The sequence below is a fragment of the Streptomyces silvae genome (genome assembly GCF_016745505.1).
In the GTDB taxonomy this organism is placed as follows: Bacteria; Actinomycetota; Actinomycetes; order Streptomycetales; family Streptomycetaceae; genus Streptomyces; species Streptomyces silvae.
Map to the genome: position 1 here is coordinate 20098 of NZ_JAERUC010000162.1, position 13103 is coordinate 33200.

Annotated in this window: 10 protein-coding genes; all 10 read left to right on the top strand. The window is 70.0% G+C overall.

Going from position 1 to position 13103, the window contains the following annotated elements; all coding sequences use genetic code 11:
* Positions 1–14: 14 nt before the first annotated feature.
* From nuoE to nuoN, 10 genes are read left to right on the top strand one after another with little or no spacing between them, the layout of a single operon-like run.
* Complete coding sequence (gene nuoE / locus JKV81_RS25580) at positions 15–845, top strand: NADH-quinone oxidoreductase subunit NuoE (protein WP_129267092.1); 831 nt, start codon at positions 15–17, stop codon at positions 843–845.
* The gene (gene nuoF, locus JKV81_RS25585; protein WP_202077995.1) at positions 842–2218 is read left to right on the top strand and encodes an NADH-quinone oxidoreductase subunit NuoF; all 1377 of its coding nucleotides are present in this window, start codon (positions 842–844) and stop codon (positions 2216–2218) included. The genes nuoE and nuoF overlap by 4 nt, the downstream gene beginning before the upstream one ends.
* Entirely contained in the window at positions 2215–4722 is a 2508-nt protein-coding gene (locus JKV81_RS25590) for an NADH-quinone oxidoreductase subunit G (RefSeq protein WP_202077996.1), read from the top strand. The genes nuoF and JKV81_RS25590 overlap by 4 nt, the downstream gene beginning before the upstream one ends.
* Positions 4719–6137: an NADH-quinone oxidoreductase subunit NuoH gene (gene nuoH, locus JKV81_RS25595; RefSeq protein WP_202077997.1), complete on the top strand. Its 1419-nt coding sequence runs from the start codon at positions 4719–4721 to the stop codon at positions 6135–6137. The genes JKV81_RS25590 and nuoH overlap by 4 nt, the downstream gene beginning before the upstream one ends.
* On the top strand, positions 6130–6726 hold the full coding sequence (gene nuoI, locus JKV81_RS25600) for an NADH-quinone oxidoreductase subunit NuoI (protein ID WP_099173922.1): 597 nt from the start codon (positions 6130–6132) through the stop codon (positions 6724–6726). The genes nuoH and nuoI overlap by 8 nt, the downstream gene beginning before the upstream one ends.
* Positions 6723–7589: an NADH-quinone oxidoreductase subunit J gene (locus tag JKV81_RS25605; protein WP_129265019.1), complete on the top strand. Its 867-nt coding sequence runs from the start codon at positions 6723–6725 to the stop codon at positions 7587–7589. Before nuoI ends, JKV81_RS25605 begins: the two co-directional genes overlap by 4 nt.
* Entirely contained in the window at positions 7586–7885 is a 300-nt protein-coding gene (nuoK, locus tag JKV81_RS25610; RefSeq protein WP_099173920.1) for an NADH-quinone oxidoreductase subunit NuoK, read from the top strand. The genes JKV81_RS25605 and nuoK overlap by 4 nt, the downstream gene beginning before the upstream one ends.
* 12 nt (positions 7886–7897) lie before the next feature.
* Complete coding sequence (gene nuoL / locus JKV81_RS25615; protein WP_202077998.1) at positions 7898–9793, top strand: NADH-quinone oxidoreductase subunit L; 1896 nt, start codon at positions 7898–7900, stop codon at positions 9791–9793.
* A 4-nt stretch (positions 9794–9797) separates the two neighbouring features.
* Positions 9798–11369, top strand: a complete 1572-nt coding sequence (locus tag JKV81_RS25620) for an NADH-quinone oxidoreductase subunit M (RefSeq protein WP_202077999.1) — start codon at positions 9798–9800, stop codon at positions 11367–11369.
* Entirely contained in the window at positions 11366–13030 is a 1665-nt protein-coding gene (gene nuoN / locus JKV81_RS25625) for an NADH-quinone oxidoreductase subunit NuoN (protein WP_187281804.1), read from the top strand. The genes JKV81_RS25620 and nuoN overlap by 4 nt, the downstream gene beginning before the upstream one ends.
* Positions 13031–13103 lie beyond the last annotated feature (73 nt).

Below are 13103 nucleotides of genomic sequence, written 5' to 3' on the forward strand. Positions count from 1 at the left end.
AAGTCAGCCTGGGGATGCCGCAGCTCCCCGCCCCCGCCTACCCGGCCGAGGTCCTCGCCCGGCTCGAGGCGGACGCGAAGGAGGTGATCGCCCGCTACCCCGGCAGCCGTTCCGCGCTCCTGCCCCTGCTGCACCTGGTGCAGTCCGAGGAGGGATACGTCTCCCGTACGGGCATGGCGTTCTGCGCCGACCAACTCGGCCTCACCACCGCCGAGGTCACCGCGGTCGCCACCTTCTACACGATGTACCGCCGCCGGCCGAGCGGCGACTACCAGGTCGGGGTCTGCACCAACACCCTGTGCGCGGTCATGGGCGGCGACGCCATCTTCGACCAGCTCAAGGATCACCTGGGCGTCGGCAACGACGAGACCACCGAGGACGGCAAGGTCACCCTCGAACACATCGAGTGCAACGCGGCCTGCGACTTCGCACCCGTCGTGATGGTCAACTGGGAGTTCTTCGACAACCAGACGCCCGAGAGCGCGACCCGCCTGGTCGACGACCTGATCGCCGGCCGCACCGTCGAGCCCACCCGTGGCGCGCCCCTCTGCACGTACAAGGAGACCGCCCGGATCCTGGCCGGCTTCCCCGACACGCGCCCCGGCGCCGTCGAGGCGAGCGGCGGGGCGGGGGCCGCCTCGCTGGTCGGGCTGAAGCTCGCCCGGGGCGAGGCCGGACCGCAGGCACGCGTGGTCGGACAGCGGGGCGAGCGGGCGGGCGACGAGGCACCGCGCGACGAACCGCAGAAGGGCGCCGAGCACCTCAGCTCCCATGACGCGCCACAGCAGACCTCGGCCTCCGACCCGGACAACCCGGCCGGGCCCGCCGCCGAGGAGGGGGAGTGATGACCTTGGCAGCCGAGATCGACAAGAACGGGACCAGCCCGGAGAAGCTCCTGGCCCCCGTCCTCTCCTCCTTCTGGGACGAGCCCGAGTCCTGGACGCTGGACACCTACCGCCGCCACGAGGGGTACGAGGGCCTGCGCAAGGCCCTGGCCATGGAGCCCGACGACCTCATCGCGTACGTCAAGGACTCCGGTCTGCGCGGACGCGGGGGCGCGGGCTTCCCCACCGGGATGAAGTGGCAGTTCATCCCGCAGGGCGACGGCAAGCCGCACTACCTCGTGGTCAACGCCGACGAGTCGGAGCCCGGGACCTGCAAGGACATCCCGCTCCTCTTCGCCAACCCGCACAGCCTCATCGAGGGCATCGTGATCGCCTGTTACGCGATCCGCTCCTCCCACGCCTTCATCTATCTGCGCGGTGAGGTCGTCCCCGTACTGCGGCGGCTGCACGAGGCCGTGCGCGAGGCGTACGAGGCGGGCTACCTCGGGACGAACATCCTGGGTTCCGGGCTCGACCTGGAACTCACCGTGCACGCGGGCGCGGGCGCCTACATCTGCGGTGAGGAGACCGCGCTGCTCGACTCGCTCGAAGGACGGCGCGGCCAGCCCCGGCTGCGCCCGCCCTTCCCCGCGGTCGCCGGTCTGTACGCCTGCCCCACCGTGGTGAACAACGTCGAGTCCATCGCCTCGGTTCCCGCGATCCTGAACAAGGGCAAGGACTGGTTCAAGTCGATGGGCAGCGAGAAGTCCCCGGGCTTCACGCTGTACTCGCTCAGCGGACACGTCACCAGCCCCGGCCAGTACGAGGCCCCGCTCGGCATCACCCTGCGCCAGCTGCTCGACATGAGCGGCGGCATCCGGGCCGGGCACCGCCTCAAGTTCTGGACACCGGGCGGCTCCTCCACCCCGATGTTCACCGACGAGCACCTCGACGTCCCCCTGGACTACGAGGGCGTCGGCGCCGCCGGATCCATGCTCGGCACCAAGGCGCTGCAGTGCTTCGACGAGACCACCTGCGTGGTGCGCGCCGTCACCCGCTGGACCGAGTTCTACGCCCATGAGTCCTGCGGCAAGTGCACACCCTGCCGCGAGGGGACGTACTGGCTCGTCCAGCTGCTCCGCGACATCGAGGCCGGCAAGGGACAGATGGCCGACCTCGACAAGCTCAACGACATCGCGGACAACATCAACGGCAAGTCCTTCTGCGCGCTCGGCGACGGCGCCGCCTCGCCGATCTTCTCCTCGCTGAAGTACTTCCGGGAGGAGTACGAGCAGCACATCACCGGCAAGGGCTGCCCCTTCGACCCGGCCAGGTCGACCCTCTGGGCCGACGGCACAGACGACAAGAACGCTCACCGGGGGGTGAACGCATGACAGTCACCACGAGTGCGCCCTCCGGGGGCGGCGAGGCGGCCGTTCCGCCCGAGGACCTCGTCACGCTCACGATCGACGGCATCGAGATCAGCGTGCCCAAGGGCACCCTGGTCATCCGCGCCGCCGAGCTCCTGGGCATCGAGATCCCGCGCTTCTGCGATCACCCGCTCCTCGACCCGGCCGGCGCCTGCCGGCAGTGCATCGTCGAGGTCGAGGGCCAGCGCAAGCCGATGGCGTCCTGCACCATCACGTGCACCGACGGCATGGTCGTGAAGTCGCAGATCACCTCGCCCGTCGCGGAGAAGGCCCAGAAGGGGGTGATGGAGCTCCTGCTCATCAACCACCCGCTGGACTGCCCGGTCTGCGACAAGGGCGGCGAGTGCCCCCTGCAGAACCAGGCGATGTCGCACGGCGGCGCCGACTCCCGCTTCGACGGGAAGAAGCGCACCTTCGAGAAGCCCGTCCCCATCTCCACCCAGGTGCTGCTGGACCGCGAGCGGTGCGTGCTCTGCGCGCGCTGCACCCGGTTCTCCAACCAGGTGGCGGGCGACCCGATGATCGAGCTGATCGAGCGCGGCGCGCTCCAGCAGGTCGGCACCGGCGAGGGCGACCCCTTCGAGTCGTACTTCTCCGGGAACACCATCCAGATCTGCCCGGTCGGGGCGCTGACCTCGGCGGCGTACCGCTTCCGCTCCCGGCCCTTCGACCTGGTGTCGACGCCCTCCGTGTGCGAGCACTGCGCCGGCGGCTGCGCCACCCGGACCGACCACCGGCGCGGCAAGGTCATGCGGCGGCTCGCCGCCAACGACCCCGAGGTCAACGAGGAGTGGCTCTGCGACAAGGGCCGCTTCGGCTTCCGCTACGCCCAGCAGCGCGACCGGCTCACCACTCCGCTCGTACGCAACGCGGACGGTGTGCTGGAGCCGGCGAGCTGGCCCGAGGCGCTGGAAGCCGCGGCGGCCGGACTCTCGGGGGCGCGCGGCAGGTCCGGGGTGCTCACCGGCGGCCGGCTGACCGTCGAGGACGCCTACGCGTACAGCAAGTTCGCGCGGGTCGCCCTCGACACCAACGACATCGACTTCCGGGCCCGGGTCCACAGCGCCGAGGAGGCCGACTTCCTCGCCGCGCGGGTGGCCGGCCGCGGCCGTGACCTCGACGGCAGCGGCGTCACCTACACCGCGCTGGAGAAGGCCCCGGCCGTCCTGCTGGCCGGCTTCGAGTCCGAGGAGGAGGCGCCCGGCGTCTTCCTGAGGCTCCGCAAGGCGTTCCGCAAGCACGGGCAGCGGACCTTCGCCCTCGCCTCGCACACCAGCCGGGGCCTGGAGAAGGCGGGCGGCACCCTGCTCCCCGCCGCACCGGGCACCGAGACCGAGTGGCTGGACGCCCTCGCGGGCGGTGTCGGCCTGGAGGCCGAAGGGGCCGCCGCGGCCGAGGCGCTGCGCGGCGAGGGCGCCGTGATCGTGGTGGGCGAGCGGCTCGCCGCCGTGCCCGGCGGGCTGACCGCCGCGCTGCGCACCGCCACGGCGACCGGGGCCGCACTCGTGTGGATCCCGCGCCGGGCCGGCGAGCGCGGCGCGCTGGAGGCGGGCGCGCTCCCGTCGCTGCTGCCCGGCGGCCGTCCCGCGACGGACCCGCGGGCCCGGGAGGAGGTGGCGTCCGTCTGGGGCGTCGCCGAACTCCCCACCGGTTTCGGCCGCGACACCGGCCAGATCCTGGAGGCCGCGGCCTCCGGTGAGCTGGCGGCGCTGCTGGTCGCGGGCGTCGACCCGGAGGACCTGCCCGACCCGGCGGGCGCACTGCGCGCGCTGGACGAGGTCGGCTTCCTGGTCTCGCTGGAGCTGCGGCCCGGCGCGGTCACCGAGCGCGCCGACGTGGTCCTTCCCGTCGCGGCCGTCGCGGAGAAATCCGGCACCTTCCTCAACTGGGAGGGCAGGGCGCGGATGTTCGAGGCCGCGCTGAAGCCCGAGCAGCTGCCGAGGACGCTCTGCCCGACCGACGCGCGGGTGCTGCACATGCTGGCCGACGCACTCGACGTACGCCTCGCGCTGCCCGACCTGAAGGCGGCCCGGCGCGAGCTCGACCGGCTCGGCGGACGGCAGGACGGCTTCGCCGACGACCCGCGTGCGGCGTCCCGCCCGGTGCCCCGGCCCGGTGACGGCGAGGCGGTCCTCGCGGGCCACCGGATGCTGCTCGACCGGGGCCGGCTCCAGGAGGGCGACGAGGCGCTGGCAGGCACCCGGCACGCGGCCGTCGCCCGGCTCTCCCCGGCCACCGCGGCCGAGTCCGGGGTGAAGGACGGCGATCTGCTGGCCGTCACCGGCCCCGCCGGCACCACCGAACTCACGCTGGCCGTCACCGAGATGCCGGACCGGGTGGTGTGGGTGCCGCTCAACTCCGTCGGCCGGGGCGTTCCCGCCGACACCGGCGCCCAGCCGGGCGGACTGGTCCGGATCGGTCCCGCCGCCCCGGGCTCCCACGTCGTGACAACGGAGGTAGGAGAGTGACCGGCCTCGCCCAACTCGCCGCGGCGCCGCAGGGTGCCGTCCTCGCAGCCGAGGACCTCTCGATGTTCGGCACGGACCCCTGGTGGCTCGTCGTCGTCAAGGCGGTGTTCTGCTTCGCGTTCCTGATGGTGACGGTGCTCTTCTCCATCGTGTGGGAGCGCAAGGTCGTCGCCTGGATGCAACTGCGCATCGGCCCCAACCGGCACGGCCCCTGGGGCATGCTCCAGTCGCTCGCCGACGGCATCAAGCTGATGCTCAAGGAAGACGTCGTCGTCAAGCGCGCCGACAAGGTCGTCTACATCCTGGCCCCGATCGTCGCCGCCGCACCGGCGTTCATGGCGATCGCGGTGATCCCGTTCGGCCCGGCCGGCAACGAGGTCTCGATCTTCGGCCACCGTACGACGATGCAGCTGACCGACCTGCCGATCGCGATGCTGTACATCCTCGCCGTTGCTTCGGTCGGCATCTACGGCATCGTGCTGGCCGGCTGGTCCTCCGGATCGACGTACCCGCTGCTCGGCGGTCTGCGCTCCTGCGCCCAGATGATCAGCTACGAGATCGCGATGGGCGCCGCGTTCGCCTCGGTGTTCCTCTACTCGGGCTCGATGTCGACGTCGGAGATCGTGGCCGCGCAGGAGGACCGCTGGTTCGTCCTGCTGCTGCCGGTCTCCTTCATCATCTACATCGTCACGATGGTCGGGGAGACCAACCGCGCCCCGTTCGACATGCCGGAGTCCGAGGGCGACCTGGTCGGCGGCTTCAACACCGAGTACTCGTCGATCAAGTTCGCGATGTTCATGCTCGCCGAGTACGTCAACATGGTCACCGTCTCCGCGGTCTCCGTGACCCTCTTCCTGGGCGGCTGGCGGGCTCCGTACCCGATCAGCACCTTCTGGGAGGGCGCGAACCACGGCTGGTGGCCGATGCTCTGGTTCGTCGTCAAGGTGCAGCTGCTCCTCTTCTTCTTCATCTGGCTGCGCGGCACGCTGCCCCGCGTCCGCTACGACCAGCTGATGAAGCTCGGCTGGAAGGTCCTGATCCCGGTCTCCGTGGTCTGGCTGATGCTGGTCGCCACGGTCAGGGCGCTGAACAACGAGGGCTACGACTACTCGAAGATCCTGCTGTACGTCGCCGGAGCCGTGATCGCGGTCCTGCTGATCTCCTTCGTCGCCGACACGTTCCGCGACCGCAAGGCCAAGGCCGCCGAGGAGGCAGCCGGACCGGAGCCGGCGTTCGACCCGATGGCGGGCGGGTTCCCCGTGCCGCCGCTGCCCGGCCAGACGCTGCCGCCGGTGCCCCGGCGGGGACCGCGACGCGAGCGGGAGCTCGTTGTCAGTGGCGGGCCGGATGCTCAGAGTGACGACCATGTGGGTGCCGGAAGTGCGAGTGACGGAAGGGAGGCCGACGGTGTCTGAGCCATCAGACCCCTCAGGGGAGAAGTTCCAGAATCCTGTGGCCGGCTTCGGCGTGACCTTCAAGGCCATGTTCAAGAAGCGGCTCACCGAGCAGTACCCGGAAACGCAGAAGGTGACAGCACCGCGCTTCCACGGCCGGCACCAGCTCAACCGTCACCCGGACGGGCTGGAGAAGTGCGTCGGCTGCGAGCTCTGCGCCTGGGCGTGTCCGGCGGACGCCATCTACGTCGAGGGCGCGGACAACACCGAGGAGGAGCGCTACTCCCCGGGTGAGCGCTACGGCCGCGTCTACCAGATCAACTACGCGCGCTGCATCCTGTGCGGGCTCTGCATCGAGGCGTGCCCCACCCGGGCACTGACCATGACCAACGAGTTCGAGCTCGCCAACACCACCCGCGAGAGCCTCATCTACACCAAGGACGAGCTGCTCGCGGGGCTGGAGGAAGGCATGGTCGACAGCCCGCACGCGATCTTCCCCGGCATGGACGAACAGGACTACTACCGGGGCCTGGTGACCGAGGCCGCTCCCGGTACGGAGCGCCAGGTCGCCGTGTCCAAGGGAGAAGCGGACAAGGAGGTGGACGCATGACCGCCGGCCTGGCCGCAGCGGCCACCACCACCTCGACCGGCGAGGCCGTCCAGTTCTGGATCCTCGGCACCGTCGCCGTCATCGGCGCCCTCTCCACCGTCCTGATGAAGAAGGCGGTGCACAGCGCGCTGTCGCTGGCCGGCACCATGATCGTGCTGGCGGTCTTCTACCTCGCCAACGGCGCCTACTTCCTGGGCATCGTCCAGGTCGTCGTCTACACCGGCGCGATCATGATGCTCTTCCTCTTCGTGGTCATGCTCGTCGGCGTCACCGCGGCGGACTCCCTGAAAGAGACGCTCAAGGGGCAGCGCTGGCTGGCCGCCGCCTGCGGAATCGGCTTCGGCATCCTGCTGATCGCCGGCATCGGGCAGGCCTCTCTGAAGACCTTCAACGGCCTGGGGACGGCGAACGCCCGGCACGGCGGCAACGTCGAGGGCCTCGCCAACCTCATCTTCACCAAGTACGTCTTCGCGTTCGAGATCACCGGCGCCCTGCTGATCACGGCGACCGTCGGCGCGATGCTGCTCACGCACCGCGAGCGCACCGAACGCGCCAGGACACAGCGCGAGCTGTCCCAGGACCGGGTGCGCAGCAGCCACGTACCGCCGCTGCCCGCCCCCGGTGTCTACGCCCGGCACAACGCCGTGGACATCGCGGGACTGCTCCCGGACGGCACCCCGTCCGAGCTCACCGTCATGCAGACCCTGCGGCAGCGCGGTCAGATCCGCGATGTGTCGGACGAGTCGCTCGCCGACCTCAAGGCGCTGGAGCAGCGTTCGGGGGAGCGGCTCGGCCGCGGACCGGCCCCCGACCGCGGACCGGCCCGTGACCAGGCGGAAGAAGAGGAGGAGGTCACCCAGTGAATCCCGTCAACTACCTCTACCTCGCGGCCCTTCTGTTCACGATCGGCGCCTCCGGTGTGCTGATCAGGCGGAACGCGATCGTGGTGTTCATGTGCATCGAGCTGATGCTCAACGCCTGCAACCTCACGCTCGTCGCCTTCTCCCGGATGCACGGCAACCTCGACGGCCAGATCATCGCCTTCTTCACGATGGTCGTCGCCGCCGCGGAGGTCGTCATCGGGCTCGCGATCATCGTGTCGCTGTTCCGCTCCCGCCACTCGGCCTCGGTCGACGACGCCAGCCTGATGAAGCTGTAAGGGGTCGGAATCGTGGAAAACCTGATTGCGCTGCTGGTCGCGGCGCCCCTGCTCGGAGCGGCGGTCCTGCTCTGCGGCGGCCGCCGGCTGGACCGCGCCGGACACTGGATCGGCACGGTGCTCGCCGCCGCGTCGTTCGTCGTCGGCGTCGTGCTCTTCACCGACATGCTCGGCAAGGGTGCGGAGGACCGCGCCCTGCACCAGAAGCTGTTCAGCTGGATCCCCGTCGAGGGGTTCCAGGCCGACGTGGCCTTCCAGCTCGACCAGCTGTCGATGACGTTCGTCCTGCTGATCACGGGTGTGGGCACGCTGATCCACATCTACTCCATCGGCTACATGGAGCACGACGAGCGGCGCCGCCGCTTCTTCGGCTATCTGAATCTGTTCCTCGCGGCGATGCTCATCCTGGTCATCGCCGACAACTACCTCCTGCTGTACGTCGGGTGGGAGGGCGTCGGTCTGGCGTCGTACCTGCTCATCGGCTTCTGGCAGCACAAGCCCAGCGCGGCGACCGCCGCCAAGAAGGCCTTCCTGGTCAACCGGGTCGGTGACATGGGCCTGTCGATCGCGATCATGCTGATGTTCACCACCTTCGGCACGTTCGCCTTCGGGCCGGTGCTCGAAGCGACCGGGGAGACGAGCGAGGGCAAGCTGACGGCGATCGGCCTGATGCTGCTCCTCGCCGCCTGCGGCAAGTCGGCCCAGGTGCCGCTGCAGTCCTGGCTCGGTGACGCGATGGAGGGCCCGACCCCGGTCTCGGCCCTCATCCACGCCGCCACGATGGTGACCGCGGGCGTCTACCTCATCGTCCGCTCGGGCGCCATCTTCAACGCGGCGCCCGACGCCCAGCTGGTCGTCGTGGTCGTCGGTGCCGTCACGCTCCTCTTCGGTGCGATCGTCGGTTGCGCGAAGGACGACATCAAGAAGGCCCTCGCCGGGTCGACGATGTCGCAGATCGGCTACATGATCCTCGCCGCGGGCCTCGGCCCCATCGGCTACGTCTTCGCGATCATGCACCTGGTGACGCACGGCTTCTTCAAGGCCGGGCTCTTCCTCGGCGCCGGTTCGGTCATGCACGGCATGAACGACGAGGTGGACATGCGGAAGTACGGCGGTCTGCGGAAGTTCATGCCGGTCACCTTCGTCACCTTCGGCCTCGGCTACCTCGCGATCATCGGCTTCCCCGGCCTGTCCGGCTTCTTCTCCAAGGACAAGATCATCGAGGCGGCCTTCGCCAAGGGCGGCACCGAGGGCTGGATCCTCGGCGCGGTCACCCTGCTGGGCGCCGCGATCACCGCGTTCTACATGACGCGCGTGATGCTGATGACGTTCTTCGGCGAGAAGCGCTGGCAGCCGGACGCGGGGGGCCACGAGCCGCATCCGCACGAGTCACCGAAGTCCATGACGATCCCGATGATCGTGCTGGCCTTCGGGTCGGTCTTCGCCGGTGGGTTCTTCTCCATCGGGGACCGCTTCCTGCACTGGCTGGAGCCCGTCACCGGCCACGACCACGGACACGCCCCGGTCAGCGCGACCACCGTCACCGCCGCCACCATGGTGGTGCTGGTCATCGGTGTCGCCATCGCCTGGGCGATGTACGGGCGCAGGCCCGTCCCCGCCGTCGCCCCGCGCGGCTCCCTGCTCACCAGGGCGGCCCGCCGGGACCTCCTCCAGGACGACTTCAACCATGTGGTCCTGGTCCGCGGCGGCGAACACCTCACCCGCTCCCTGGTCTACGTCGACCACACCCTGGTCGACGGCGTCGTCAACGGCACGGCCGCTTCCATGGGCGGGCTCTCCGGCCGGCTGCGCAAGCTGCAGAACGGCTACGCCCGCTCCTACGCGGTCTCGATGTTCGGCGGTGCGGCGGTCCTCATCGCCGCGACCCTGCTGATGAGGGCGGTCTGATCCCATGTCCTTTCCCCTCCTGACAGCGACGGCGGCGCTCCCGGCGATCGGCGCGATCGCCACCGCCGCCGTCCCGGCCGCCCGGCGTACCGCGGCCAAGTGGCTCGCCCTGGCCGTCTCGCTGGCGACGCTGGTCCTGGCCGGCATCGTCTTCGCCCGTTTCGAACCGGGCGGAGACCGCTACCAGCTCACCGAATCCCACGCCTGGATCAAGGACTTCGGTGTCCGGTACGAACTGGGCGTCGACGGCATCGGGGTGGCGCTCCTCGCGCTCACCGCGCTGCTGATCCCGTTCGTGATCCTGGCCGGCTGGCACGACGCCGATCCCCTGGAGACCAACTCCAGCCGCTGGCGCCCCACCCAGGGCTTCTTCGCCCTGATCCTCATGGTGGAAGCGATGGTGATCCTCTCCTTCACGGCCACCGACGTCTTCCTCTTCTACATCCTCTTCGAAGCCATGCTCATCCCGATGTACTTCCTCATCGGAGGCTTCGGGGACCGGGCGCACGCGGGCAGCGACGAGAACGCGGCGGCGCAGCGCAGCTACGCGGCCGTGAAGTTCCTCCTCTACAACCTGGCCGGCGGCCTCATCATGCTGGCCGCCGTCATCGGGCTGTACGTCGTCGCGGGGAGCTTCTCGCTCTCGGAGATCGCCGAGGCCCGGGCCAACGGCTCGCTGGACATGGCGACCTCCACCGAGCGCTGGCTGTTCCTCGGGTTCTTCTTCGCCTTCGCGGTGAAGGCCCCGCTGTGGCCGCTGCACACCTGGCTGCCCAACGCCATGGGGGAGGCGACCACCCCGGTGGCCGTCCTGATCACCGCGGTCGTCGACAAGGTCGGCACCTTCGCGATGCTCCGCTTCTGCCTCCAGCTGTTCCCGGAGGCCAGCAAGTGGGCCACGCCGGTGATCCTCGTCCTGGCGCTGATCTCCATCGTCTACGGCGCGCTGCTCGCCGTCGGCCAGCGCGACATCAAGCGGCTCATCGCCTACGCGTCGATCTCGCACTTCGGGTTCATCGTGCTCGGCATCTTCGCGATGACCAGCCAGGGCCAGTCGGGCGCCACGCTCTACATGGTCAACCACGGGATCTCGACGGCCGCGCTGATGCTGGTCGCCGGATTCCTGATCACCCGGCGGGGCTCGCGGCTCATCGCCGACTACGGCGGGGTGCAGAAGGTGGCGCCCGTCCTGGCGGGGACCTTCCTCATCGGCGGTCTGGCCACCCTCTCGCTGCCCGGACTCGCGCCGTTCGTCAGTGAGTTCCTGGTCCTGGTCGGGGCGTTCAGCGCGTACCCGGTGGCGGGGATCATCGCGACCGTCGGCATCGTGCTCGCCGCGCTCTACGTCCTCGTCCTCTACCAGCGGACGATGACGGGACCGGTCAGGGAGGGGATCGGGTCCATGCCCGACCTCAAGGTCCGTGAGCTGGCGGTGGCCCTTCCGCTGATCGCCCTGCTGATCTTCCTGGGCGTCTTCCCGAAGCCGCTCACCGAGGTCGTCAACCCGGCGGTCCAGCACACCATGCACGACGTACAGAAGAAGGACCCCCAGCCCGAGGTGGAGGCCGCCAAGTGAGCGCAACAGCTGTCCACAGCCTGTGGACGACGGCGGGCGGGGTGACATCGGCCGCCCCGGGCGACAGGTTCACCGCTCCGACAATCGAGTACGCCCAACTGGCGCCCGTCCTCATCGTCGTCGGTGCCGCCGTCCTCGGGATCCTGGTGGAGGCCTTCGTCCCGCGACGGGCCCGCTACACCACCCAGGTGTTCCTGACGATCGTCGCGATCGCCGCCGCGTTCGCCGCGGTGGTGGGGCTCGCCGCCGACGGGTACGCCACGAAGAACGCCCACATCGCCGCGATGGGCGCCGTAGCCGTCGACGGACCCGCCCTGTTCCTCCAGGGCACCATCCTGCTGGTCTCCATGGTCTCCGTCTTCACGTTCGCCGAGCGGCGCCTCGACCCCGCCGCCGGCGGCAACCGGGTGGACTCCTTCGCCGCGCAGGCCGGTTCGGTGCCCGGCAGCGACAGCGAGAAGGCGGCGGTCAAGGCCGGGTTCACCACGACCGAGGTCTTCCCGCTGGCCCTCTTCTCCGTGGCGGGGATGCTGGTCTTCCCGGCGGCCAACGACCTGCTGACGCTGTTCATCGCGCTGGAGGTCTTCTCGCTCCCGCTGTACCTCCTGTGCGCCGTCGCCCGCCGCAAGCGGCTGATGTCGCAGGAAGCCGCCGTGAAGTACTTCCTGCTCGGCGCGTTCTCCTCGGCGTTCCTGCTCTTCGGGATCGCTCTGCTCTACGGATACGCGGGCACCGTCTCGTACGCGGGCATCGCGAACGTCGTCGACGGCTCCGTCCAGCAGATCGACCCGGCCCTCGCCGGGACCATGGGCAACGACGCGCTGCTGCTGATCGGCGGGGCGCTGCTCCTGATGGGGCTGCTGTTCAAGGTCGGCGCCGTCCCGTTCCACATGTGGACCCCGGACGTCTACCAGGGAGCCCCGACCCCGGTCACCGGCTTCATGGCCGCCGCCACGAAGGTCGCCGCGTTCGGCGCGCTGCTCCGCCTGCTGTACGTGGTGCTGCCCGGCCTCACCTGGGACCTGCGCCCCGTCATGTGGGGCGTGGCGATCGTCACGATGCTGGGCGGGGCGGTCGTCGCGATCACCCAGACCGACATCAAGCGGCTCCTGGCCTACTCCTCGATCGCCCACGCGGGATTCATCCTCGCCGGTGTCATCGCGGCGAGCCCGGAGGGCATCTCCTCGGTCCTCTTCTACCTGGGGGTGTACTCCTTCGTGACCGTCGGCGCCTTCGCCGTCGTCACCCTGGTGCGGGACGCGGGCGGCGAGGCCACCCACCTCTCGAAGTGGGCCGGTCTCGGCCGGCGCTCACCGCTGACCGCGGCGGTCTTCGCCGTGTTCCTGCTGTCCTTCGCCGGGATCCCGCTCACCTCGGGCTTCTCCGGCAAGTTCGCCGTCTTCAAGGCGGCGGCGGACGGCGGGGCGGGCGGTCTCGTCGTGGTCGGTGTGATCTCGTCGGCCATCGCCGCGTTCTTCTACATCCGGGTCATCGTCCTGATGTTCTTCAGCGAGCCGAAGGCGGACGGCCCCACGGTCGCCGTCCCGTCCCCGCTGACGATGACCACGATCGCGGTCGGCGTCGCCGTGACCCTGGTGCTGGGCCTGGCCCCGCAGTACTTCCTCGACCTGGCGAGCCAGGCGGGGGTGTTCGTGCGGTAACGGCACGAGCACACCGCGACGCCGGACGGGCCTTGGAAAGTCAAGCCCGTCCGGCGTTGTCGTAGGCGGCGCC

What these genes read in the sequence shown, in the direction of transcription:
- JKV81_RS25620 (WP_202077999.1), top strand. Translation starts at nt 9,798, where the DNA reads ATGTCCTTTCCCCTCCTGACAGCGACGGCGGCGCTCCCGGCGATCGGC.
- JKV81_RS25605 (WP_129265019.1), top strand. Translation starts at nt 6,723, where the DNA reads ATGACCGCCGGCCTGGCCGCAGCGGCCACCACCACCTCGACCGGCGAG.
- nuoE (WP_129267092.1), top strand. Translation starts at nt 15, where the DNA reads ATGCCGCAGCTCCCCGCCCCCGCCTACCCGGCCGAGGTCCTCGCCCGG.
- JKV81_RS25590 (WP_202077996.1), top strand. Translation starts at nt 2,215, where the DNA reads ATGACAGTCACCACGAGTGCGCCCTCCGGGGGCGGCGAGGCGGCCGTT.